Below are 23,836 nucleotides of genomic sequence, written 5' to 3' on the forward strand. Positions count from 1 at the left end.
CGGGAGGGCTGCTCTTCCGGCTGCTTGAATGCCTGCGTGAGTGAAGCGAACGCGGCGAACACGCTCCCGGTGCCGGTCGATGTGCTCAGGGTCTTCTGCGGCCCCGACGGCCGGCACGGCAACCGGCTCGGCGTGGTGCGGGAGGGGGCGGCCGTGCCCGGCGAGACGGCGCGCCAGGCGCTCGCCTGCCAGCTCGGCTTCAGCGAGACGGTCTTCGTGGACGACCCCGAGCGCGGCGTCGTCGAGATCTACACCCCGGGTACGCGTCTGCCGTTCGCCGGGCACCCTCTGGTGGGGGTGGCCTGGCTGCTCGACCTGGAGGTCCTCGAACTGCCCGTGGGCGACGTACTGGCCCGCCAGGACGGGGAGTTCACCTGGATCACCGCCGAGGCCGCGTGGGTGCCGCCGCGTACGTTGCGGCAGTACGGCTCGGCCGCGGAGGTCGAGGCGCTCGACGTGCCCGAGCCGGGGGAGTGGGTGTACGCGTGGGCCTGGCAGGACGAGGCGGCCGGCCGCGTCCGCGCGCGGGGCTTCCCCGGCCGGGGCGACGGCATCGACGAGGACGAGGCCACCGGAGCGGCGGCCCTCCTCCTCACCCACTCCCTGGGCAGGGCCCTGAACATCACCCAGGGCAGGGGCTCCCAACTCCTGACGGCCCCCGGCCCAACAGAAACCATCGACCTGGCAGGCCGAGTAACGCTGACAAACACCCCGCAGCCGTACGGCAGTTAACACCGCGAGGGCAGGGGGCAGGGGCGCGAGGAACGGCGCGAGCAGCCCCCAACGACCGGCAGCCGACCGGGTGTTCAGGGGCGCGAGGAACTGCGCGAGCAACCACCCAACGACCCGCAGCCGACCGGGTGTTCAGGGGCGCGGGGAACGGCGCGAGCAACCACCCAACGACCCGCAGCCGACCGGGTATTCAGGGGCGCGGGGAACGGCGCGAGCAGCCCCCAACGACCGGCAGCCGACCGGGGGTTTAGGGGCGCGAGGAACGGCGCGAGCAACCCCCCGCGACCCGCAGTCGAACGGGATTCAGGGGCGCGGGGAACTGCGCAAGAACCCCCAACCCCCCGCAGCTGAAAGCGAGTTGAAGGGGCGCGGGGAACTGCGCGGAGGGCAACGATCACGCCCGGAGCGCGAACTCCTCGCCAAGCTCCCTGAACACAGCCGTGTTCAAGGAGAAGGCCCGCTTGCACTCGTCCACGATCCGCCCCCGCTCAACCCCGTCCCCCCCAATCCCGTCGAGCCGCTCGCGATACCCCCGCTTGAACGCCGCCGGGTTCCCGATCTGCTCGAAGACGTAGAACCGCACCCCGTCGCCCTTGTGGGCGAACCCCCAGGTGCGCTCGGCCTTGTCGCGGATGATCTGGCCGCCCGACAGATCCCCCAGGTACCGGGTGTAGTGGTGCGCCACGTACCCCCCGGGCCACGACCGCGCGCACAGGGCGACGCGCTCGGCGTACGCGGCCGTCGCGGGCAGCGCGGCCGCGCCCTCGCGCCAGCCCGCCCCGCGCAGATGCGCGAGGTCGCGTTCGAGGGCCGCCGTCCGCATCAGCTCGGGCTGGATGAACGGCCCGGCCACCGGGTCGTCGGCCAGTGCGGCGGCGCCCTCCTCCAGGGCGCGGTACACGAACCAGAGCTGCTCGGTGTAGCGGGCGTACGCCTCGACGCCGAGCCGGCCGCCGAGCAGGTCCGCCATGAACGTCGAGGTCTCGGCCTCCGTGTGCTGCTCGTGCGACGCGGTGCGGATCAGCGCGGAGAACGGCGTGGTCACGGGCGTGGTCAAGGCGGGCCTCCGGGGACCGAGGGGTGCGGGAACCAGCTGGATCGTCTCAGGTTAGGTTTACCTAAGTCAATCGGTTCCCGACGTCCTGTCGGTAAAAACGTACCCACTCGGCCACGCGGGGACACATGATCGAAAGAAATCCGGCAGGGTGCCCGGCGCCGCAGAGGCCGGAGCCGGGCCACGCCCTGTCGCGGACGCCGCGCGCTACGGCAGGGTCAGGATCTCCGCGCCGGTCTCGGTGACCACCAGCGTGTGCTCGAACTGGGCCGTGCGCCGGCGGTCCTTGGTGACGACCGTCCAGCCGTCCTCCCACATGTCGTACTCATGGGTGCCCAGGGTCAGCATCGGCTCGATGGTGAACGTCATGCCCGGCTTGATCACGGTCGTGGCGTGCGGCGCGTCGTAGTGCGGCACGATCAGGCCGGAGTGGAAGGCGGTGCTGATCCCGTGCCCCGTGAAGTCCCGCACCACGCCGTACCCGAAGCGCTTGGCGTACGACTCGATGACCCGGCCGATGATGTTGATCTGGCGGCCCGGGCGGACCGCCTTGATGGCGCGCTCCAGGGACTCGCGGGTCCGCTCGACGAGCAGCCTCGACTCGTCGTCGACGTCGCCGCAGAAGTAGGTGGCGTTGTTGTCGCCGTGCACCCCGCCGATGTACGCGGTGACGTCCAGGTTCACGATGTCGCCGTCCTTGAGGACGGTGGAGTCGGGGATGCCGTGGCAGATCACCTCGTTGACCGAGGAGCACAGCGACTTGGGGAAGCCGCGGTAGCCCAGGGTCGAGGGGTAAGCGCCGTGGTCGCACATGAACTCGTGCGCGACCCGGTCGAGCTCGTCCGTGGTCACCCCGGGGGCGATGTGCTTGGCCGCCTCCTCCATCGCCTGCGCCGCGATCCGGCCCGCGGTCCGCATCAGCTCGATGGTTTCGGGGGTCTGCACTTCGGGGCCGGTGTACGGCGTGGGCATGGGCTTCCCGACGTACTCGGGACGCGGGATGCGACCCGGCACGGAACGGGCCGGAGAGATCTCCCCGGGCACGAGCAGGGACTGCGACTTCGGCTGGCCAGACATGCCGGCGAGTCTATCCAGCGGGTGTGGGGCAGCATGGCTTTGAGGTCCCCGCCAACGTCCCAGGGAAAGAGGCACCCATGGCTCTGTTCAAGAAGCGCACCGCCGGCAAACCCGGTGAGTGGTTCTACTGCCTGGTCCACCAGAAGGTCGAGGAGGGCCCGGAGTGCCCGGCCAAGGACCGCTTCGGCCCGTACACCACACGGGAGGAGGCCGAGCACGCGATGCAGAACGCCCAGGAGCGGAACCTGGAGTGGGAGAACGACCCGAAGTGGCACGACAAGTCGGCGCCGCAGGACGGCGGCACCGCGTAGCGGACCTGCGGCACCGCGCGGGCCCGGCCCGCGCGGGCCGGGCCGGACCCGGTGCCTAGGCCGCCGTGGTGGTGGGCTCCTTGGCCGCGCGCCGGCGCGCCGCGTCCTCGTCGGTCGCCGCGTCGTAGGTGACCAGCTTCGGCAGCGCCGCGGCCAGCAGCCCCACCGCCGCCACACAGGCCACACCGCCCGACCAGACCGCCGTCCTCGTCCCCGTCCAGCCGGCCATCGCGCCCGCCCGGACCTGGCCGAGCTGGGGCCCCACGCTGTACGAGAGCACCTCTATCCCGGCCAGCCGGCCGCGCAGTTCCTCGGGGATCGTCTGGTTCCAGATCGTGGAGCGGCCGAGTCCGCTCAGCATGTCGCCCGCGCCCGCCACCGCGAGGCAGCCCAGCACCAGCCACACGTTGCCGAGCAGCCCCGCCCCCGCCATGGCCGCGCCCCAGACGATCGCGCCGACCACCACGAACAGGCCGTGGCGGCGCACCCGCGAGGTCCAGCCGCTGGTCAGGCTGAGCAGCACCGATCCGGCAGAGCCCGCCGCGTACATCAGGCCCAGCGACCAGTCGGCGTCCAGGCTGTCGGCGAGGAACGGGAAGATCGCGTTGGGGAACGCGAAGAACATCGCCGCCAGATCGATCGCGTACGTCCCGAGCAGCACCGGCCGCGACCACGCGTACCGCGCGCCCTCCGCGATGCCGCGCAGCGAGGGCTTTCGGGCGTCGTGGGCCGGGGGCGCCGGAGTCAGCCGGGCGCACATCACCACCGAGACCGTGAAGGTGCCGATCGTCGTGGCGTACGCCGTGGCCGTGCCCGCGTACGCCACGACCAGACCGGCGAGCGAGGGGCCGGCGATCGCGCCGAGCTGCCAGCGCAGCGCGTTGAGCGCGGCGGCGGCCGTCAGCTGGTCGTGCGGGACGATCCGGGCCAGCAGCGAGTCCAGCGCCGGGCGCTGCAGTCCGGCCAGCGCCGAGACGCCCGCGGCCACCACGTACAGCGGCCACAGCATCGGGTGCGGCAGCAGCGCGTTGACCAGCAGGATCAGCGCGAGCAGGCCGAGGCCGGCCTCGGTCGCGAGGATCACCTTGCGGCGGTCGGCGGCGTCCGCGAGCGCGCCGCCGTACAGGCCGAAGACGACCAGCGGCACCAGCTCCACCGCGCCCATCGCACCCACCGCGAGCGGTGAGTCGGTCAGCTCCTTGATCTGGAGCGGCAGCGCGACCATCGCCATGAAGCTGCCGAAGTTGGTGATCAGGCCCTGCACCCAGAGCAGCCGGAAATCGGCCGAGGCCCGCCAGGGGGCGAGGTCGGGCAGGATCGAACGGAGCCGGGAGGCGGGTGGTTCAGAGGCGGGGGGTTCATCGGACACGAGCGGCCATGCTCCGCCCTCCCGATGCCGGAGGCAACCGAATTACCGGTGCGCCGGCGCCCGGCCACAGCGGTTCACCAGCGTCCCGGCGGTGGCGCGGTCAGCTGGTCGGCGAGGCGGGCAAGCCGGTCGCGGAAGCGGCGCGGACCGCGCTGCGGGGGAAGGACGTTCTCGCCGGCGGCGGCACTGACCAGGTGTTGCACGGTGTCCAAGTCGAGCTCCGAGTCAGGGCCGACGGTCAGGCACTCGTGCACGAGCCCGCGCACCTCGCGGTCGCCGCCGTCCAGGGCGAGCACGGTCGCCCCCGCCCGGCGCGCGTCGTGGACCCGTTCGAGCAGCCCGTCGGCGGGTCGCTCCGGCGCCACCAGCAGCAGGGTCTCGCCGCGCCGCGCCGCCTCCAGGCGGCCGAGCCCGACCGACAGGTGCGGGGGCCCGCCCGGCCCGGTGCGGTGGCGCACCAGCGTCGGACTCAGCTCGGGCAGCCCCGACCAGGCCGCCTCGTCGGTGAGGTGCGCCGCAAGGTGCCACGGTTCGTACGCCTCGGTGCCGACCAGGAGGAGCCCGCCGCCGTGCGGCACGACCGAGGAGCGCAGCACGCCCGCGAAGCGGCGGGTGGCCCGCAGCCACTCCGTCCCCGCGAGCACTTCCCGCAGCAGTGCGACCCGTACGGCATCCATGCCGAAAGGGTGCCGCATCCCGTGCGCCCAGGGGCCAAAACCCGGCGCCGTCATCCGAACGAAGGGTCCCGCTACGGACGAGTAAGGTCGCCCCATGACTTCCACTGACAACGCCGCGAACGCCGCGAAGCCCGCCGCGAAGGACCCCTGGGAGCTGCCGGACGTGTCCGGCCTCGTCGTCGGTGTCCTCGGCGGCACTGGGGACCAGGGCCGGGGCCTGGCCTACCGGCTCGCCCGGGCGGGCCAGAAGGTGATCATCGGCTCGCGCGCCGCCGAGCGCGCCGAGGCGGCGGCCGGGGAACTCGGGTTCGGCGTCGAGGGCGCCGACAACGCCGAGTGCGCGCGGCGCAGCGACATCGTGATCGTGGCGGTGCCGTGGGACGGCCACGCCAAGACCCTGACGTCGCTGCGCGAGGAGCTCGTCGGCAAGCTCGTCGTCGACTGCGTCAATCCGCTCGGCTTCGACAAGCAGGGCGCGTACGCCCTTGAGCCGGAGGAGGGCAGCGCCGCCCAGCAGGCCGCCGCCCTGCTGCCGGACTCGCGGGTGACGGCGGCCTTCCACCACCTGTCGGCGGTGCTGCTCCAGGACGCCTCGGTCGAGGAGATCGACACCGATGTGATGGTCCTCGGCGAGGTGCGCGCCGACACCGACCTCGTGCAGGCGCTCGCGGCCCGCATCCCCGGCATGCGCGGGGTGTTCGCCGGGCGGTTGCGCAACGCCCACCAGGTCGAGTCGCTCGTCGCCAACCTGATCTCGGTGAACCGCCGCTACAAGGCGCACGCCGGGCTGCGCGTCACGGACGTCTGAGCCGCACCAACGCCGGGCCGCGCCCCGACCGGGCTGCCCCGGCCCACGGCCCCCGGGTGCCCCGCGGTCCGGGGCGCGGGCGGCGATGAGGGACACTGGACGGGCGGGCGCCGGGCGCCCGCCCGTCCCTTTCGTCCCGCTCGACCGCAGTGCCGCACAGCAGCCGTACCCGACAGGAGCCGACCCCCATGCCCCGCCTCGCTCTGTACGCCCTCGTCGTCTGTGTCCTCGCCCTCGTCGCGGCCGTGGTCTCCTTCGTCCAGGGCAGCTGGCTCGGAATCATCTGGGTGCTGCTGGTCGGCCTCTCGTCCAACATGGCCTGGTACTACCTGCGCCGGGGCCGCGCGGCTAGCCCTGCGGAGTGAGCGTGAGGTCCGGCCAGAACTGGTAGAGGGCGCGGCCGGTCGCGGCGGCGACGTCGGAGACGCCGAGCACGTCGAGGACCGCGTAGATCAGCCGGAAGAACTCCTGGTTGATCTCGGGGATCCACAGCAGGCCGAACACCGCGAGCAGCCCGAACGGGGCGAACGGCTCGACCTGGCGCCGCGCGGCGTGCGACAGCCACGGCTCGATGATCCCGTACCCGTCGAGCCCGGGCACCGGCAGGAAGTTCAGGACCGCCGCCGACACCTGGAGCAGCGCGAGGAACGCCAGCGCGTCGCGGAAGTCCTCCGGCACCCCGTCGAGCCCGTCCAGCCAGAACGGGGCCGTGCACACGACGGCGAACAGCACGTTGGTGAGCGGACCCGCCGCCGAGATGAGGCTGTTGCGCCAGCGGCTCCTGATCCGGCCGCGCTCGATGAAGACGGCCCCGCCGGGCAGGCCGATGCCGCCCATGATCACGAAGATGACGGGCAGCACCACCGAGAGCAGTGCGTGCGTGTACTTCAGCGGGTTGAGCGTCAGATAGCCCTTGGCGCCGACCGTGATGTCACCGCTGTGCAGCGCGGTGCGGGCGTGCGCGTACTCGTGCAGGCACAGCGAGACCACCCACGCGGCGGTCACGAACAGGAACACGGCGACACCGGGCGAGGCGGCGTAGCCCGTCCACACCGCCCAGCCGGAGACCGCCATCACGGCGACGATCCCGAGGAAGACGGGACTGATCCGCCGGTCGTGGTGACGGGAGGCTGCGGTGGCCATGCGGGGGACTCCAGTGCTGGTGGGACGGGCGGCCCGGCGCTGCGATGAGCGGCCCTGCGGGTGCCGGACCGGGTCGGACCGAACGCGCCCGACCGTACAGGGACCGAGCGTCGAACGTCCGGGGAACCGGTGCGAGTTCCGGGCCACGGCCCGGCGCGGGGCCGCGTCGATGAGAATGGGGGCGTGCGCTACCGGATTCTCGGCAACACCCAGGCCCACCGCCCCGACGGCACCCCCCTCGCCCTCGGCGGCGCGCGGCTGCGCGCCCTGGTGACGGTGCTCGCGCTGCGGCCGGGCCGGGCCGCGCCCGTCGGGGTGCTCGTCGACGAGGTGTGGGGCGACGCGCCGCCCGCCGACGCGCCCGCGGCGCTCCAGGCGCTGGTCGGGCGGCTGCGCCGGGTGCTCGGCCACGAGGCGGTCTTCTCGGCCGACAGCGGCGGATACGGCCTCGCCGCCGAACCCGACGACATCGACCTGCACCGCTTCGAGCGGCTGACCGCCGACGGCGCCCGTGCCCTGGAGGAGGGCGACGCGGCCAAGGCCGCGGCCCTGCTCGACGACGCGCTCGCGCTGTGGGCCGGCCCCGCGCTCGCCGACCTGCCCGACCCCGGCCCGCTCGCCGCCCGCGCCGGGGCCCGCCGTCTGGACGCCCGGCGGCTGCGGCTGGGCGCGGCCCTCGCGCTCGGCCGCGCCGAGCAGTCGCTGGCCGAACTCGCCGCCCTGTGCGAGGGCCACCCCCTGGACGAGCCCCTGCACGCCCTGCGCATCCGGGCGCTGCGGGCCGCGGGCCGCCCCGCCGAGGCGCTCGCCGCGTACGAGGACGTGCGCGCCACCCTCGCCGACCGGCTCGGCGCCGACCCCGGCCCCGAACTGCGCGCCCTGCACGCCGAGTTGCTGAGCCCGGGCGCCGCCCCGCCGCGCGCCGCCGCCCCGCCGCACGGCAACCTGCGGGCCCGTCTCACCTCGTTCGTCGGCCGAGACGATGAACTCGCCGCCGTCGGGGGCGACTTGGAGCGGGCCCGCCTGGTCACGCTGCTCGGGCCCGGCGGGGCCGGCAAGACGCGTCTTTCGCAGGAGGCCGCCGAAGGCGCCGCGGCCTCGTGGCCGGACGGGGTGTGGCTGGCCGAACTCGCCCCGGTGCAGGACCCGTCGGGGGTGTCCGCCGCCGTACTGACCGCCGTCGGCGCCCGCAAGACGGTGCTGCACGCGGCCGGCGCCGAGGACTTCAGGGCCGCCGACCCGCACGCGGACGAACCCCTGGCCCGGCTCGTCGAGTACTGCGCGCCGCGCCGCATGCTGCTCCTTCTGGACAACTGCGAGCACGTGATCGGCGCCGCCGCCGCACTCGCCGACCACCTCCTGGCCCGCTGCCCCGGCCTCACGATCCTCGCCACCAGCCGGGAACCGCTGGGTGTACCGGGGGAGTTGGTGCGTCCCGTCGAGCCGCTGCCCGCGCCCCTCGCGCTGCGCCTCCTCGCCGATCGGGGCGCCTCCGCGCGGCCCGGCTTCAGCGTCGCCGACGATCCGGAGGCCGCCGCCGAGATCTGCCGCCGCCTCGACGGTCTCCCGCTCGCCATCGAGCTGGCCGCCGCCCGGCTGCGCATGCTGACCCCACGTCAGATCGCGGACCGCCTCGACGACCGGTTCCGCCTGCTGACCAGCGGCAGCCGCACCGTACTGCCGCGCCAGCAGACCCTGCGGGCCGTCGTCGACTGGTCCTGGGACCTCCTGGAGACCGGCGAGCGCGCGGTGCTCGGCCGGCTCGCGGTCTTCGCCCGCGGCTGCGACCTGGCGGCGGCCGAGGCGGTCTGCGGCGACGACGGCCCGGCCGGGGCGGTCGGCGCGCCCGATGTCGCCGACGTGCTCGGCTCGCTCGTCGACAAGTCGCTCGTAGTGGCCGCCCCCGACGCCACCGGCGAGATGCGCTACCGGCTGCTCGAAACCGTCGCCGAGTACGCCGGACAGCGCCTCGACGACGCGGGGGAGCGCGGCGCGGCCGAACGGCGCCACCTCACGCACTACCGCGAACTCGCCCGCCGCACCGACGCCCTGCTGCGCGGCCCCGGGCAGCGCGCCGCCATCGACACCTTCGAGCGGGAGTACGAGAACCTGCGCACCGCGCTGCGCCGGGCGGTCGCGCTGCGCGACGAGCAGGAGGCGCTCTGCCTGGTGCACGCCCTGCTCTGGTACTGGCAGATGCGCGACCTGCGGGTCGACTCCCGGTACTGGGGGCGCGAGGTCGCCGCGCTCGGGCCCGACCCCTTCGCGCGGCCCGTCACGCCCGCGCCGCCCGTGCACACCCGCTGCACCGACGCGCCGCCGCCCTATCCGCCCGAGGTGCTCCAGGAGGCGCGGCGCGGCGTGCATCTGGTCCAACTAGCCTCCATGGACCACGACTTGGACCTGTGGACCACTCCCGACGCCCTGGAGCGGCTGCGCGCGATCGTCGCCACCTACCGGCCCGGGCTGCCGCAGACCTGCTGCATGCCGGGCTCGCTCTGGTTCTTCCCCGTCGTCCTCACCGGCGACCAGGGGCTCCTGCAGGAGGTTCTGGACGCCACGGTGGCCGCGTGCCAGGAACTCGGCCACGAGTGGGAGCTGGCCGCCGCCCTCCAGATGCGCGCCAACGTGCTGGCGAACCGGGCCGAGTGGTCGGGCGACGCGGCGGCCGACGCCGACGAGAGCCTGCGGATGTTCCAGCGGCTCGGCGATGCCTGGGGCGCCGCCGAGGCGCTGGGCGCGCGGGGCGAGGCCCGTGAGAAGCGGGGTGAATTCGCCCTGGCCGCGGACGACTTCGCGTCCGCCGTCGGCTACGCCGAACGGCTCGGCGCCCAGGCCCAGGTGTCCCTCCTGCGGGCCCGGCTGGCCTCGGCGCTCCTGGAGACGGGGCAGGAGGAGCGCGGCGAGGCGATGCTGCGCGAGATCCTCGCCGACGGGCACCGCGCCGGCGTCGAGGCGCGCCCCGCGGCCCGGCTCTTCCTCACCATGTGGCTGGGGCGGACCCGCCGGTTCGAGGAGGCGCGCGAGCAGATCGAGGTGATGCTGCGGGAGTTCCACTCCGCCAACCTCATGCTGTTCGAGGGGTTCGTGCTCGGTATCAGGGCCTGGCTGGACAACGAACAGGGCCGCTTCGCCGAGGCGCTGCCCGGTGCGGTGATCGCGCTCGACCGGGCCCAGGAGCCGCTGGCGCGGATGGTGGCGCCGGAGATGGTGGCCCTCCACCTGATCACCGCGGCCCGGGCGCTGGCGGGGCTCGGCGGCGTGGGCGGCGGCCGGGACGCGGCCCGGCTGATCGGCGCGCACGACGCGCTGGTGCCGCCCGGCCACCACGCCTCGCCCGTCGAGGTGGAGCAGCGCCGGGTGGCCGAGTCCGCCGCGCGCGCCCTGCTCGACGGGGCCGCCTACGAGGCCGCGTACGCCGAGGGCGGCGGCCTCTCCGCGGAGGAGGCCGCCGCCCTGGTGCGACGCGATCGCAAGGACTGACGTACCGTCAATCTCAGGTGCGCTTGCGGAACTTGGCGACCGCGAGCGGCGCCATCACCAGCGTGATGCCGGCCGACCAGGCCAGGGTCATCAGCACGGAGTGGGCGACGGGGCCGCCGGTGATCAGACCGCGGGCCGCGTCCGCCAGGTTGGACAGCGGGTTGTAGTCCGTGAAGGACTGCAGCCAGCCCGGCATCGTGGTCGGCTTGGCGAAGATGGACGAACCGAACTGCAGCGGCATCAGCACGAGCATGGCCACTCCCTGGACGGCCTGGGCCGTCTTCATGGTGAGTCCGAGCAGGATGAAGATCCACATCAGGGACGCGCCGAACACCAGCGAAAGGCCGATGGCGGCGAACAGGCCCCACACCGACGTGCTGACGGTGAAGCCCAGGATGAAGCCCATGACCAGCAGGATCGTGGTGGCCACCATCATGCGGCCGACCTCGACGACCATCTTGGCGATGAGGACGGACGACCGCGCGATGGGCATCGTGCGGAAGCGGTCCATCACCCCCTTCTTGAAGTCGTCGTTGACGCCGGTGCCGACCGCCATCGCGATGTTGAGGCCCATCATCGCCATCAGGCCCGGCACCAGGTAGTTGACGTACTGGCCGCGGTTGCCGTCGCCGAACATCGCGCCGCCGAAGACGTACACGAAGAGCAGCACGAAGATGATCGGCATCAGCACGGCGTCGAACATCGACTCCGGGTCGGCCTTGATCTGGAGCATGTTGCGGCGCGCCAGGGCGCCGATGTGGCGCAGGTTCGCCCGCACTCCGATGCGTGCGTCGTCGGAGCCGGATCCGGCGCCGGAGGCGCGCCGCGGGGCCGAAGGGGTCTGCTGGGCAGGCGTGTTGACAGCGGTGGTGGTGCTCATGCCGCGACCTCCTCGGTCGTGCGGGTGGCGTCCTGGGAGTCGGCGGTCTTCTGGCCGGTGATGGCCAGGAACACCTCGTCCAGGCTGGGAAGGTGGGTGCCTATGTGGGCGATGCCGAAGCCGCGCGCCCCCAACAGGCCGACTACGGCGGTCAGTTGCTCGTCGCTGAGGATCGGCACGTTGAGCACGCCCTCGTCGGGGACGACCTGGGTGCCCGCGACCCCGTCGAGGCCCGCCTCGGTGACGGCCCGCGCCATCGGGCCCAGCTGCTCCGGGTCGACCGGCCGGATCTGCAGGGTGCGCCCGCCGACACGTGCCTTCAGCTCGTCGACCTCGCCGTTGGCGATGACCCGGCCGCGGTCGATGACGGTGAGCTCGCTCGCGAGCTGCTCGGCCTCCTCCATGTACTGCGTGGTCAGCAGCACCGTGGCGCCCTCGGCGACCATGCGGCGCACCTCGTCCCACACCTCGTTGCGGGTGCGCGGGTCGAGGCCGGTGGTCGGCTCGTCCAGGTACAGGACGGACGGGTGGCCGATCATGGAGGCGGCCAGGTCGAGCCTGCGGCGCATGCCGCCGGAGTACGTCATCGCGGGGCGCCGGGCGGCGTCGGTGAGCGAGAAGCGCTCCAGGAGCTCGTCCGCGCGGGAGCGGGCGTCCTTGCGGGACAGGTCGAGCAGCCGGCCGATCATGTACAGGTTCTCGCGGCCGGAGAGCTTCTCGTCGACCGAGGCGTACTGGCCGGTCAGGCCGATGGTGCGGCGCAGCTGCCGGGGCTGGCGCACCACGTCGTACCCGGCGACGACCGCGGTGCCCGCGTCCGGCGCGAGCAGGGTGGACAGGCAGCGCACCAGCGTGGTCTTGCCGGCGCCGTTGGGGCCGAGGACACCGAGCACGGTGCCTTCGCGTACGTCCAGGTCGACGCCGTCCAGCGCCTTGGTGTCGCCGAAGTGCTTCACCAGCCCCCGTACGGAGACGGCGATGCCGGCCCCGCTGCGGTCGGGCTTCTTGTCGATTCGCGTCATGGGCACCAAGGTGCCAGGCCCCACCGACAATCCACCGACAGGCCGCCGACAGCCCCGGTCCGGCCCGCCGACGGTCTGTAGGAGACCGCGGCAAGGGGCCACGACGACGGACAGCCCGCCGATGGGGGAAGTCGGCGGACTGTCGTCGTGACCGCAGTGGCTTGGGGGCGTACGGCCGCCGCGCGTGCGGCGGCCGCACGCGCGGTGATCAGTGGAAGGTGTGCTCCTCGGCGGGGAAGGACCCGCCGACGACCTCACCGGCGAAGGCCTTGGCCGCGTCCCCGAGGGAGGCGCGCAGGTTCATGTACTGCTTGGTGAAGCGGGGCGTCCGGCCCGGGGTCAGACCCACCATGTCGGTGTAGACGAGCACCTGGGCATCGCACCCGGCGCCCGCGCCGATGCCCACCGTCGGGATGTGCAGGGTGCGGGTGACCTCGGCGGCCAGCTCGGCCGGGACCAGTTCGAGGACGATGGCGAAGGCGCCCGCGTCCTGCACGGCCTTGGCGTCGCGCAGCAGCTGGTGCGCCGCCTCGTCGCCGCGGCCCTGCACCCGGTAGCCCAGGGTGTTCACGGACTGCGGGGTGAGGCCGATGTGACCCATGACCGGGATGCCGGAATCGACGAGCAGCCGGATCTGCTCATGGCTGCGCTCGCCGCCCTCCAGCTTCACCGCCCCGACGCCCGCGTCCTTGACCAGGCGCATCGCGGTGCGCAGCGCCTGCACCGGACCCTCCTGGTAGGAGCCGAACGGCAGGTCGCCGACGATCAGGGCGCGCGAGGTGCCCCGTACGACGGCCGCGGACAGCATGGTGATCTCGTCGAGGGTGACCGGGACGGTCGTCTCGTAGCCGAGGTGGCAGTTGCCCATCGAGTCGCCGACCAGCAGGACCGGGATGCCGGCTTCGTCGAAGACGGAGGCGGTCATCGCGTCGTAGGCGGTGAGCATGGGCCACTTCTCACCGCGCGCCTTGGCGGCGGCGATGTCGTGCACGGTGATGCGCCGGGTGCCCTTGCCTCCGTACAGCGCCTTGGGGTCGCTGCTGTCGGGGGTGTTCTGCTTCGGGGCAGCCTGAAGATGTTGCGTCATCGCAACGGCTCCTGTTCGTCATCTCGAAGCGCCCTCACGGCGTCTCCGGACCACATCCATGGTGGCATCCCGTGCCCCCTGCCGGGAAGTGGGTGTGACGGGAAGCCATATCGGGCCACGAACACGGATCGGTGTCCGAAAAGTAAAGTCATTCCATTACGAGACGGTCTCGTATCGAAAAGGCTCTAGGCTGGACGGCATGTCAACCACGCCGCCCGCGTCCGGTGCCCCGGCCGCACCCCGGATACCCGAAGCCGTCCACCGCCGACGCTGGGCGATCCTCGCCGTCCTGATGCTCAGCCTGCTGATCGTCGTCCTCGACAACTCGATCCTGAACGTCGCCGTCAAGACGATCGCCAGCCCCGCCCCCACCGGCCTCGGCGCCACCCAGAGCGAGCTGGAATGGGCGATCAACTCCTACACGCTCGTCTTCGCCGGGCTCCTGTTCACCTCGGGCCTCCTCGGTGACCGGCTCGGCCGCAAGAAGATCCTGCTCTTCGGCATCACGGTCTTCGGTCTCGGCTCGGTGCTCGCCGCGTTCTCCGGCTCGCCCGACCAGCTCATCGCCTTCCGCGCCCTGATGGGCCTCGGCGGCGCCTTCGTGATGCCGGCCACCCTCGCCGTGCTGATGAACGTCTTCGAGCGCGAGGAGCAGCCGAAGGCGATCGGCATCTGGGCCGGCGGCGTCGGCCTGGCCATCGCGATCGGCCCGATCACCGGCGGCGTCCTGCTCCAGCACTTCTGGTGGGGCTCGGTCTTCCTGGTCAACGTGCCGGTCGTGCTCATCGCGCTGATCGCCATGGTCGTGCTCGTCCCCGACTCCAAGGACCCCAACCCCGGCAAGCTCGACCCGGTGGGCGTGCTGCTCTCCGTGGTGGGCCTGGTCCTGCTGGTGTACGGCATCATCCACGGCGGCGAGCTGGCGGACTTCACCGATGCCAAGGTGCTCGCCACCACCCTCGGCGGCGTCGCGGTCCTGGTCGGCTTCGTGGTGTACGAGAAGCGCAGCGACCACCCGGCGCTCGACGTCAACTACTTCAGGAAGCCCGCCTTCTCGGCGGCGGTCGTGGCCATCGCGCTGACCTTCTTCGCGCTGATGGGCGTCACCTTCTTCTCGGTCTTCTACATGCAGAGCGTGCGCGGCTACAGCGCGCTGCAGTCGGGCCTGCTCATCCTGCCGCTCGCCGTCGCCCAGATGATCTTCGCGCCGCGCGCCCGGCTCGTCGTCGACCGCTTCGGCGCCCGCGCGGTCTGCACCGCGGGCCTGGTCGTGGTGGCGATCGGGCTTGCCGCCTTCGGCCTGTTCGAGAAGGACACCCCGATCTGGGTCCTGGAGGTCGTCTTCTTCCTCCAGGGCGCCGGGATGGCGCACATCATGCCGCCGGTCACCGTCTCGATCATGCAGTCGCTGCCCCGGGAGAAGGCCGGCTCGGGCTCGGCCGTCAACAACACCTTCCGCCAGGTCGGCGGGGCGCTCGGCGTCGCGGTGCTCGGCTCGGTCCTCTCCACCGTCTACCGCGGCGACATCGAGGGCCACCTCGACGCGGTCCCCGAAGGGGCGCGCAAGGCGGCCGGCGAATCCATCGAGGCCACCCTCGGCATCGCCGAGCGGATGGGCCCGGCGGGCAAGGCCCTGATCGGCCCGGCCGACGACGCCTTCCTGCATGCCATGCACGTGACCGCGTTCGCCTCGGCGGGCGTCGCGCTGCTCGGCGCGCTCGTCGTCGTCCTGTTCCTGCCCGGCAAGCCGCCCGCGAGCCCCGCCCCCACGGCGCAGGACCGGCCCACCGAGGCCGCCCGCGGATAGCCGGCCCGGCTCCGGGACAATCGGCGGGTCGGCGAAAAGAGCGGAGCGGGCGTGACCCTGATGGACAAGCGGGAGAGGGACGGTGAACCCCGGCGCGGACGGCCCCGCTCCGAGGCCGCGGACCGGCAGATCCTGGAAGCCGTGATCAAGCTCCTGGAGGAAGGCGTCCCGCTCGCCGACCTCTCCATCGAACGCATCGCCCGCACCGCCGGCGTCGGCAAGGCCACCATCTACCGGCGCTGGTCGGGCAAGGAGGAGCTGTACGTCGAGGTCGTCCGGTCCATGGAGTCGCCCACCCCGCCCTTGCCCGGCACGTCCCTGCGGGACGACCTGATCGCCATGGTGGACAACGTGCGCGTGCGCAGCCTCGCCAAGCGGTCCTCCGCGCTGCTGCACAACGTCTTCGCCCAGATGCAGAGTTATCCCAGACTCTGGTCCAAGTACCACAGCCTGGTCATCGATCCCCGCCGCGAACTCCTGGACGTGGTGCTGCGGCGGGGCATCGAGAACGGCGAACTGCGCGCCGGGCTCGACCTCGACATGGCCGGCGACCTGTTCGTGGCTCCCATGCTGGTGCGCACCATGATGCGCCCGGACACCGAACTGCCCGGCCCCGAGCTCGCCGAACAGATCGTGGACGCCGTCCTCGAAGGGCTGCGCCCGGCCCGATGACGGGGTCCTTCACCCCGCCCGCCGAATATGCGCGTTGTGTCACAGCGCCCCCGTCCGGCCCCCCGCTCAGGAACCCGCCGACGCGCCCGGTCGTCCTGCTCACCGTAGACAGGTTCGTACGAGACGAACGACGGCAGGGAAAGCCGGACGTTTTCGCCTAGGGTCGAACAGGGCGGGACCGACGGTGTGTGCAACAGGCAGTGAGGACAGCGGTATGGCGCGGGCGTACATGACGGAGACGGGCGACGGCAGCGCGGAGGGCGAGCGCGGCGGGTCCCGGTTCCGGCGCCTGGCCGACCGGCTGCGCAACGACCGCACCATCTGGCGCCGCGGACTGGTGCCGGCCGGACTCTGCGTCCTCATCACCCTGGTGATGGTGCTGCACTCGCGGATCCCCAACTCGGTCGGCAACCTCGGCTCGCTCTCCGAGACCTTCCTGCCGTGGCTCGGCGTGTTCCTGCCGGTCCTGTTCGGCATCGCCCTGTGGCGCCGCTCGGCGAGCGCGCTCGTCGCGGTGCTGCTGCCGCTGATCGTCTGGCTCAACATGTTCGGCGGCCTCCTCACCGACAAGCAGGGCTTGGGCGGCAACCTGGTCGTGGCGACCCACAACGTGAACGCGGAGAACCCCGACCCGGTGGGCACCGCCCGCAAGGTCGCGGCCTCCGGCGCCCAGGTGCTCGCCCTGGAGGAGATCCCGGGCGACGAGGTCGACACCTACAAGAGGGCGCTGGCCGACCTGTACCCGTACCACTCGGTGCAGGGCACGGTCGGCCTGTGGTCCAAGTACCGGCTCAGTGACAGCCGCGCGGTCGACATCAAGATGGGCTGGCCGCGCGCGATGCGCTCCACGGTGCGGACCCCCGAAGGGGACGTGGCGGTGTACGTCGCCCACATGCCCTCGGTACGGGTCAAGCTGAACGCCGGGTTCACCGCGGGCCAGCGCGACAACAGCGCCTACATCCTCGGCGAGGCCATCTCCGCCGAGCCGCTCCAGAAGGTCGTCCTGCTCGGCGACCTCAACGGCACGATGAACGACCGCTCCCTGACCAACATCACCGCCCAGATGCGCTCCACGCAGGGCGCGGCCGGCAGCGGCTTCGGCTTCAGCTGGCCCGCCGGGTTCCCGATGGCCCGCATCGACCAGATCATGGTCAAGGGCATCCAGCCCAAGTCGTCGTGGACGCTGCCGAGGACCGACAGCGACCATCTGCCGATCGCGGCGCGGCTGCAGATCTAGGGTCCGTCCGGGTGATCGACCCGGCGCCCGGTCCGGGGGCCGGCGGCGGGCCGCCCGCCCCCGAACCGCCGGCCCCGCCCGGCCTCCTGAGGCTCCGCCGGGCCGGCGGGCTGCGTCCGGACCTCCGGTGACCGGGGCGCGTCCCCGTACCCTTGACCCCACTATGTCCCGCAGTGGTGTGCGAACCCGGCCCGTGGCCGTCCTCCTCGCGCTCGGCGCCCTGGCGTACACGGCCTGGGTCCTTGAGCTGCTCCTCCGGACCGGACTCGATCCCGTCCAGGCGTACGTGAGTGAACTGGCCGCCGCCGACCAGCCGTTGGGCGGTCTCTTCCGCGCCACCGACCTGGCCGCGGGTCTGCTGGTCCTGGCCGCCGCGGTGTGTGCCCTCCTGCGCTGCGACCGGCGCCGCTGGTCGCTCACCGGCTGGGCCGGGCTCGCGCTCTTCGGCGCCGCGACGGCCGTGGACTCCCGGCTCCCGCTGAGCTGCGCCCCCACCGCCGACCCGGTGTGCGCGGCGCGTGAGACGGCGGGGCTGGTGCCGGCGACGCATACCGCGCACGCGGTGAGCAGCAGTCTCGCGATGCTGGGGGCGCTCGTGGGCGTCGTCGCCCTGACCGTGGCGGCCCGACGTCACGGCTGGTGGCCGGGGCTGTCGGGGCGCGTGGGGTCCGTTCTCGTCGGCCTCGAACTGCTCGCCACCGCCTGGACGTTGAGCGCGGTCGCCGCGTTCCAGGCCGGCCGCGGCACCTGGGCGCTCGGCGCGGGCCAGCGCCTTCAGGTCCTGCTCGTCGCGCTCTGGCTCGGGGTGCTGGCGTGGAGCGTGGCGCGGGAGGAGCGGGCGTGAGGACGTATCTGCGGGTGGGCGGGGTGGTCCACCACGTCGTGGTCGAGGGGGCCGGGCCCGTGGTGGTGCTCAGCGCCGGGCTCGGCATGAGCTGGTTCGACTGGGACCCGGTCGCCGCGCTGCTCGCCCCGCGCCGCACCGTGGTCCGCTTCGACCGGCCCGGGCACGGCCTCTCCGGGCCCGCGCTCGCGGCGCCGACCGCCGCGGGGGAGGCGGGGCGGATCGCGGGGATCCTCGACGCGCTGGGGCTGCCGGGACCGGTGACGGTGGTCGGCCACTCCATCGCGGGGTTCCACGCGGAGGCCTTCGCGCGGCTGTACCCGGGGCGCACGGCGCGGCTCGTCCTGGTCGACTCCAGCGTCGAGGAACACGCCCGGCCCCCGGTCGGCCTCGCGCCCCGGCTCGCGCTCGCCCGGGCGGCGGGGGTGCTGCTCGGCCGCGCGGGGGTGCCGGCCGCGCTCGGGCCCGCGGCACGCCGTGCCATGGTGCGGGGCGCGCGCACGGGGGGAGGGGATCCGGCGCCCCGGGACCTGGTACGGCGGGTGTACGGGACGTCGCGGGTGCTGCGGGGGCTGCTCCTGGAGAACGCGGCGTACGGTGCGTTGGCGGCGGAACTGCTCGCGCTGCGAGGGGAGTTGGGGGTGCTTGATGCCTGTGGGGTGGTGGTGGCGGGTGGGGCGGGTGGGGGGTGCTGGGTTGCTCGGCAGCGGGGGCTTGCGGGGGTGCTGGGGGTGGATTTTCGGCTGGTGCCGGATGCGGGCCACCTCCTGATGCTGGACGCCCCATCAGCCCTGGCCACCACCATCTAGCCCCGGGCCCCCGAGCGGGGCTCGGCCCCCGGGCCCCGAGCGGGGCTTGGCCCCCGGGCCCCGAGCGGGGGCTCCGCCCCCTGCACCCCCGGGGCGTTTGCCCACCCGCCCGCCCGTGCGGGGGGTTGGACGGGCCCGGCCCCTGGGGCTCCGCCCCAGACCCCGAGGATGCTGCCCACCCACCCGCCCGTGACGGGGGTTGGAGGGTGCCTGGCCCTGGGGCTGCGCCCCAGACCCGCTGAGGGGCTCCGCCCCTCGAACCCCGGCGGGTTTGCCCACCCGCCCGCCCGTGCAGCGGGTTGTACCGGCTGAGCCCTGGGGCTGCGCCCCAGACCCGCTGAGGGGCTCCGCCCCTCGGGCCCCGGCGGGGACTGCGTCCCCTGCACCCCTTTCGGGGGCTGCGCCCCCGGACCCCCCTTTCGCGCCTGAACGGCGCTCGTCCTCAATCGCCGGACGGGCTGAGGTGGCCAGCGCGGGCCGGCACCGGTGCAGTTAAGGGGCGCGGGGAACTGCGCGAGAAGCGACCACGGCCCGCACACGACCGACGGGTTGGGGGCGCGGGGAACTGCGCGAGGCAGGCTGGGGTATGCGTGCGGACCAGCACCGTTCCGGCTAAGGGGCGCGGGGAACTGCGCGAGGCAGGCTGGGATGCGCATGCGGGCCGGCACCAACCCTGCCAGGGGCGCGGGGAACTGCGCGAGCAAGCGGGCACGGTCCGCAGACGGCCGAGGGGTTGAGGGGCGCGGGGAACAGCGCAAACCCCGAGCACCCCCAGCACCGCCAGGGGCGCGGGGAACTGCGCGAGAAGCGACCACGGCCCGCAGACGATCAGGCCGGGGCCAGACCGCGGGCCGGGGCCGGGCCAGACCGGGGCCAGGCCGGGACAGTACTGCGGGTGGGCCCAGAACCCGGCCCCGGCACGAAAGTGCCCCGCCCCCGGCCAGGGTGGCCCAGGGGCGGGGCGGGGCCGCGAGGGTCAGCGGCGGAACGGGTTGGTGTACGAGGCGACGTAGCCGGGGGCGGGCGTGCCCACGCCCGTCACGTCGTCGTAACCACGCGTCGCCTTCAGCGAGGCATCCTTCCCGAGGGACCGGACCGAAGTCAGCAGCCCGCCGGACGCGTCCACACTGTTGGCGAAGTCGACCCGGGCGACCGCGAGGTCACGGCTCGCACCCAGCGGGTGGTCCGTCACGTCGTGGTAGAGGCGCGAGTCGAAGCGCTCGTAGATCGACGGGTTCGCGAACCCGATCGGGGAGCGCTTGGCCTGCTGGGCCAGCGCCTGGATCCCCGCGGTGACCGGCGCGGCCAGCGAGGTGCCGCCGATGCGGTACTCGTCGTACTTCACCGACTTGTCGGGCCAGGACTGCGTCTGGCCGACCAGGAACCCGGTGTTGGGGTCGGCCACGGCCGCGATGTCCGGAACCGTACGCATCCGGGTCGCACCGTTCGCCTTCGCCAGCGAGTCCGGCACGACGCCGCGCTGGTAGTACGGCTGCTTCACCGTGGAGCTGGTGCCGCCGCCCGCGCCGCCGGTGTAGGCGCCCGGGAAGTTCGTCCAGCTCTTGCCGTCCGCGGACAGGGCGGCCTTCTGGGTGCCCCAGCCGGTCTCGAACTCGTACTTGTCGTGCTTGCCGACCGCCAGCGAGGTACCGCCGACCGCCGTCACCCACGCCGAGTTGGCCGGGGTGTCGACCTGCTTCTTGCCGGTGTTGGCGACCTCGTCGCCGTTGTCGCCGGAGGAGAAGTAGAAGCCGATGCCCTCGATCGCGCCGAGCTTGAACGTCTGGTCGTACGCGGCCGCGATCTCCGGGGTCTCGTTGGCCTCGATGTCGCCCCACGAGTTGGAGACGATGTCGGCCAGGTGCCGGTCGACCACCTTGTTGAGGGCGTCGAGCAGATCCGGGTCGTTGCAGGACGCGCCGCCGACGTACACGATGTTCGCGTCGGGCGCGACCGCGTGCACGGCCTCGACGTCGAGGGACTCCTCGCCGTACCAGCCGGACGCGTCACACGCCTCCGTGCTGTTGTAGTCCGTCGGGAGCACCTCGGTGTACTGGCCCGTCTTGTAGGCCTTGTCGCCGTTGCGCTTGGCGTACTTGGCGGCGTCCGACGCCATGGTCGGCGAGGCGTACGCGTCGGTGATCGCCACCGTCACGCCCTTGCCGGTGTACTTGCCCGCGCCGTACGCGGCGCGCAGCTGCTCGCCGGTGTAGCCGTGCACGGCGTACGGAACCTTCGTGCCGTACGCGTCCGGCAGCTTCTTGGCGATGTTCGAGCCGTAGTACGTGGAGAACGGGCCCGCGTTGCGGAAGCCGGCGCCCGGACCCGGAAGGGTGTCCTGGTGCGTCGAGCGGTGGGGCGCGTTGTCCAGGCCGGTCACCGTCAGCACGGCGCCCGCGAGCGCGTTCGGCGCGGAGGCGTTCTTGGCCGGGGCCCGGTAAGTGCGGCCGCTCTTGCGGTAGTTGTGCAGCTGCGTGGCGAACGCCTTCTGCGCCGCCGCAACGTCACCCGACACCGAGATGTAGTGCTGGTTGGAGCCCGTGATGGTCAGTCCGGACGACTTCAGCCACTGGGTGACCGCGTCGATCTGCTCCTTGGTCGCGCCGAAGCGCTGCTGCGCCTGAGCGGCGCTGAGGTACTTGCCGTACGACGCCGAGTGCGGGTCGGACACGGCCGCGGCGTATGCGTCGAGGCCCTTCGCGTCCCGCCCGGCGAGGTACACCCGGGCGTTGACCTGGGCGGATGCGGCGGTGGCGCCCTGGTCGGCGGAGCCGGTGGCCCATACGGGTTGGGTGCCCGCGAGGGCCGCCCGTCCGCTCGGGACCGGATCGGCCGCCTGGGCGGACGGTATGCCGAGGGCGAGCGCGCCGGCGAGCAAAGGCAGTGTCGCTGCCATGCTCACACCGGCGCGCCGCCTGGCGCGGCTGGTTGTCATGTAACCCCCTGCGTGAGGTCTTCGCCTGCTGTACACACGCTGTCTGATGCGCGCATGTATGGCGTCACTCTTGTCAGGAACGGTTCATGCGGGGGGCATGTGATCACCAAGAAACGCCAAAGAGCGTTTACCCGTGCTCAGTTGGGACGCGGCGCGGCACCCCGTTTCTTCAGCATTTGTGCCATCAGGTCGATTTCGGACCGCTGTGCGTCGACCATCCCCTGGGCGAGCCGCTTCTCCGGACCCACCGTGCACAGCCGCGCACAGCCCTCGGCCATGTGGATGCCGCCCCGGTGGTGGGCGGTCATCAGCTGGAGGTAGAGCACCTCGGCGTCCTTGCCGCTGAGCCCGCGCAGCCGGTCCAGGTCGGCGCGGGTGGCCATGCCCGGCATCGTGGCGCCGTCGGTGCCGGGCTCCGTACCCATGCCCATCCAGGCCATGGGCAGCCGCGCCGCCTCGTTCTTCGGCAGCCCCCACAGGTCGAGCCAGCCGAGCAGCATGCCCCGCTGGTTGGCCTGGGTGTTGGCGATGTCGTAGGCGAGCCGCCGCACGTCCTCGTCGGAGGTGCGGTCCCGCACGACGAAGGACATCTCCACCGCCTGTTGGTGGTGCGCCGCCATGTCCCGCGCGAACCCCGCGTCCGGCGAACCGGCCGTCGGCGTACGGGAGTTGGGCTCGGCGGTGGCCCGGTCGCCGCCCGCCGCCACGAGCACGGCCGCCGCCGCGCAGACCAGCGCGAGCGCGAGCGCCGCGACGAGCCCCCAGGAGCGCCGGCTCACTGATCGAGCCCGCCCGTGCACGGGGCGCCCGGCTCGGGGGTCTGCGGGCCCTGCACGTACCGGGTGAAGAACTGGTCGACCCGGGGGTCGTCCGCGCCGTCCACCGTGACCTGCCTGCCCCAGGCGCTCAGGACGATGGCACCGGTCTGGCCCTGGTACGGGCTCATCAGCGCGTACGGGGTCGTCGACACCTTGGCCGCCAGCTTCCGCACATCGGCGGCGGACGCCTTGCCGGTGTACGTCACCCACACCGCGCCATGCTCCAGCGAGTGCACGGCGTTCACGTCCGGGACCGGTTTGGCGTAGACGGCGCCGCCGCAGTTCATCCACACCGGGGCGTGGTCGCCGCCGACCGGGGGCTTCATCGGGTAGGCGACCTCGGTCGTCACATGATTGCGGGTCAGCTTCCGGGCGTCCCAGTCCTTCTCGCCCGCTATCGGCGCGCCGGGGTCGGGGGCGTCGGCGGCCTGCGTGCGCGTGCCCCCGCCGTTGTCGCCGGACCCGCTGAACTCGTACACCCCGAAGCCGACCAGGCCCGCGAGCGCGACGGCGGCGGCCGTGACGGAGGTGATCACCACGATCCGGCCGCGCCTGCGGCGGGCGTCCTCGACGCGGCGCAGCTCGTCCAGGTGGGTTCTGGGCGTGCGGGTGGGATCGCTCTGGAAAGTCATGTGTCCTCGACGTCCTTCTGCTGAGGGGAGACCGGGCGCGTACGGATACCGACGCCGCGAGGAGCGCCGCGGCACGGACGTCCCGCATGCCGGCGAGCGGCGTCGCCCTGGCGCTCGGCGGAGCCATGGGACACGTGATGCACGAGAGGCGCAGTCCCCCATGGGCGCCGATCGTAGGCGAGAGGGCGCGGTGTACGGCGGGCCGGGTGGCACACCGGCCGGAAAGGGGGCCCGCGGGCAGCGGAACGAGGGGGCGGACACACGCCGGCCCGGGTGGCGGCGGGTGCGGCGCGATCCGGCGGGAACCCGCGGGGAGGGGACGTGCCGCAGGTCATACCGGGTGCGTAATGTGGAGGTAATCCCGCGCCTCGATACTGAGGATTCCCCCGCCGTCCCCGTTCCTGACGGGGTTGCGGTGCACAGGCCGTCTGAACTGCAA

The 23,836-nt window shown here is 73.0% G+C and carries 21 protein-coding genes; 10 read left to right on the forward strand and 11 right to left on the reverse strand.

Annotation, left to right across the window (positions count from 1 at the left end):
- Nucleotides 1-36: 36 nt before the first annotated feature.
- Nucleotides 37-732: a PhzF family phenazine biosynthesis protein gene (locus tag ACGF3I_RS17370; protein WP_393132816.1), complete on the forward strand. Its 696-nt coding sequence runs from the start codon at nucleotides 37-39 to the stop codon at nucleotides 730-732.
- Nucleotides 733-1,126: 394 nt separating this feature from the next.
- On the opposite strand, the gene ACGF3I_RS17375 is transcribed toward ACGF3I_RS17370, so the two are convergent.
- Nucleotides 1,127-1,789 (reverse strand): heme oxygenase (biliverdin-producing), encoded by a 663-nt coding sequence (locus ACGF3I_RS17375; protein ID WP_393132818.1) that lies wholly within the window; start codon nucleotides 1,787-1,789, stop codon nucleotides 1,127-1,129.
- Nucleotides 1,790-1,993: 204 nt separating this feature from the next.
- Complete coding sequence (map, locus tag ACGF3I_RS17380; protein ID WP_393132820.1) at nucleotides 1,994-2,863, reverse strand: type I methionyl aminopeptidase; 870 nt, start codon at nucleotides 2,861-2,863, stop codon at nucleotides 1,994-1,996.
- Between the two features lie 77 nt (nucleotides 2,864-2,940).
- Here map and ACGF3I_RS17385 point away from each other — a divergent pair, with 77 nt between their 5' ends.
- Nucleotides 2,941-3,174 carry a hypothetical protein gene (locus ACGF3I_RS17385; RefSeq protein ID WP_393132822.1) on the forward strand — a complete coding sequence of 78 codons (234 nt, stop codon included), beginning with the start codon at nucleotides 2,941-2,943 and terminating at the stop codon, nucleotides 3,172-3,174.
- A gap of 55 nt (nucleotides 3,175-3,229) precedes the next feature.
- Here the strand turns inward: ACGF3I_RS17385 and ACGF3I_RS17390 are convergent, their stop codons facing one another.
- Both ACGF3I_RS17390 and ACGF3I_RS17395 read right to left on the reverse strand, forming a co-directional pair.
- Entirely contained in the window at nucleotides 3,230-4,543 is a 1,314-nt protein-coding gene (locus ACGF3I_RS17390; protein WP_393132824.1) for an MFS transporter, read from the reverse strand.
- A 74-nt stretch (nucleotides 4,544-4,617) separates the two neighbouring features.
- Complete coding sequence (locus tag ACGF3I_RS17395) at nucleotides 4,618-5,220, reverse strand: hypothetical protein (protein ID WP_393132826.1); 603 nt, start codon at nucleotides 5,218-5,220, stop codon at nucleotides 4,618-4,620.
- A 94-nt stretch (nucleotides 5,221-5,314) separates the two neighbouring features.
- Here ACGF3I_RS17395 and npdG point away from each other — a divergent pair, with 94 nt between their 5' ends.
- Both npdG and ACGF3I_RS17405 read left to right on the forward strand, forming a co-directional pair.
- Nucleotides 5,315-6,028, forward strand: a complete 714-nt coding sequence (npdG, locus tag ACGF3I_RS17400; protein WP_393132828.1) for an NADPH-dependent F420 reductase — start codon at nucleotides 5,315-5,317, stop codon at nucleotides 6,026-6,028.
- A gap of 188 nt (nucleotides 6,029-6,216) precedes the next feature.
- Complete coding sequence (locus ACGF3I_RS17405; protein WP_393132829.1) at nucleotides 6,217-6,393, forward strand: hypothetical protein; 177 nt, start codon at nucleotides 6,217-6,219, stop codon at nucleotides 6,391-6,393.
- On the opposite strand, the gene ACGF3I_RS17410 is transcribed toward ACGF3I_RS17405, so the two are convergent.
- A complete protein-coding gene (locus tag ACGF3I_RS17410; RefSeq protein ID WP_393132831.1) occupies nucleotides 6,377-7,171 on the reverse strand; it encodes a site-2 protease family protein in 795 nt (264 codons plus the stop codon). The genes ACGF3I_RS17405 and ACGF3I_RS17410 overlap by 17 nt on opposite strands.
- A 183-nt stretch (nucleotides 7,172-7,354) precedes the next feature.
- Between ACGF3I_RS17410 and ACGF3I_RS17415 the strand changes: the two genes are divergently transcribed.
- A complete protein-coding gene (locus ACGF3I_RS17415) occupies nucleotides 7,355-10,654 on the forward strand; it encodes a BTAD domain-containing putative transcriptional regulator (protein WP_393132834.1) in 3,300 nt (1,099 codons plus the stop codon).
- Nucleotides 10,655-10,667: 13 nt separating this feature from the next.
- Here ACGF3I_RS17415 and ACGF3I_RS17420 read toward each other — a convergent pair whose 3' ends face one another.
- From ACGF3I_RS17420 to panB, 3 genes are all read right to left on the reverse strand, one after another.
- Nucleotides 10,668-11,534, reverse strand: a complete 867-nt coding sequence (locus tag ACGF3I_RS17420; protein WP_393132836.1) for an ABC transporter permease — start codon at nucleotides 11,532-11,534, stop codon at nucleotides 10,668-10,670.
- Nucleotides 11,531-12,556: an ATP-binding cassette domain-containing protein gene (locus ACGF3I_RS17425; RefSeq protein WP_393132838.1), complete on the reverse strand. Its 1,026-nt coding sequence runs from the start codon at nucleotides 12,554-12,556 to the stop codon at nucleotides 11,531-11,533. Before ACGF3I_RS17425 ends, ACGF3I_RS17420 begins: the two co-directional genes overlap by 4 nt.
- Before the next feature lie 208 nt (nucleotides 12,557-12,764).
- The gene (panB, locus tag ACGF3I_RS17430) at nucleotides 12,765-13,643 is read right to left on the reverse strand and encodes a 3-methyl-2-oxobutanoate hydroxymethyltransferase (RefSeq protein ID WP_393132840.1); all 879 of its coding nucleotides are present in this window, start codon (nucleotides 13,641-13,643) and stop codon (nucleotides 12,765-12,767) included.
- A 199-nt stretch (nucleotides 13,644-13,842) separates the two neighbouring features.
- On the opposite strand from panB, the gene ACGF3I_RS17435 reads away from it, so the two are divergent.
- The 5 genes from ACGF3I_RS17435 (at nucleotide 13,843) to ACGF3I_RS17455 (ending at nucleotide 19,012) form a co-directional block, all read left to right on the forward strand.
- Nucleotides 13,843-15,450: an MFS transporter gene (locus tag ACGF3I_RS17435; RefSeq protein ID WP_393132842.1), complete on the forward strand. Its 1,608-nt coding sequence runs from the start codon at nucleotides 13,843-13,845 to the stop codon at nucleotides 15,448-15,450.
- A gap of 60 nt (nucleotides 15,451-15,510) precedes the next feature.
- Nucleotides 15,511-16,122, forward strand: a complete 612-nt coding sequence (locus ACGF3I_RS17440) for a TetR/AcrR family transcriptional regulator (protein ID WP_393133178.1) — start codon at nucleotides 15,511-15,513, stop codon at nucleotides 16,120-16,122.
- Between the two features lie 214 nt (nucleotides 16,123-16,336).
- Nucleotides 16,337-17,359: an endonuclease/exonuclease/phosphatase family protein gene (locus tag ACGF3I_RS17445; protein WP_393132844.1), complete on the forward strand. Its 1,023-nt coding sequence runs from the start codon at nucleotides 16,337-16,339 to the stop codon at nucleotides 17,357-17,359.
- A 163-nt stretch (nucleotides 17,360-17,522) separates the two neighbouring features.
- Complete coding sequence (locus ACGF3I_RS17450) at nucleotides 17,523-18,203, forward strand: DUF998 domain-containing protein (RefSeq protein ID WP_393132846.1); 681 nt, start codon at nucleotides 17,523-17,525, stop codon at nucleotides 18,201-18,203.
- Entirely contained in the window at nucleotides 18,200-19,012 is an 813-nt protein-coding gene (locus ACGF3I_RS17455; protein WP_393132848.1) for an alpha/beta fold hydrolase, read from the forward strand. The genes ACGF3I_RS17450 and ACGF3I_RS17455 overlap by 4 nt, the downstream gene beginning before the upstream one ends.
- Nucleotides 19,013-19,988: 976 nt before the next feature.
- Here the strand turns inward: ACGF3I_RS17455 and ACGF3I_RS17460 are convergent.
- The 3 genes from ACGF3I_RS17460 to ACGF3I_RS17470 all read right to left on the reverse strand — a co-directional run bounded on the left by ACGF3I_RS17460 (nucleotide 19,989) and on the right by ACGF3I_RS17470 (nucleotide 23,397).
- Nucleotides 19,989-21,908, reverse strand: a complete 1,920-nt coding sequence (locus ACGF3I_RS17460) for a protease pro-enzyme activation domain-containing protein (protein ID WP_393132850.1) — start codon at nucleotides 21,906-21,908, stop codon at nucleotides 19,989-19,991.
- A gap of 176 nt (nucleotides 21,909-22,084) precedes the next feature.
- Complete coding sequence (locus ACGF3I_RS17465; RefSeq protein WP_393132852.1) at nucleotides 22,085-22,726, reverse strand: DUF305 domain-containing protein; 642 nt, start codon at nucleotides 22,724-22,726, stop codon at nucleotides 22,085-22,087.
- Complete coding sequence (locus ACGF3I_RS17470) at nucleotides 22,723-23,397, reverse strand: DUF3105 domain-containing protein (RefSeq protein WP_393132854.1); 675 nt, start codon at nucleotides 23,395-23,397, stop codon at nucleotides 22,723-22,725. Before ACGF3I_RS17470 ends, ACGF3I_RS17465 begins: the two co-directional genes overlap by 4 nt.
- Nucleotides 23,398-23,836: the final 439 nt, after the last annotated feature.

It is taken from the genome of Streptomyces sp. NPDC048111 (genome assembly GCF_043202815.1).
Lineage (GTDB): Bacteria > Actinomycetota > Actinomycetes > Streptomycetales > Streptomycetaceae > Streptomyces.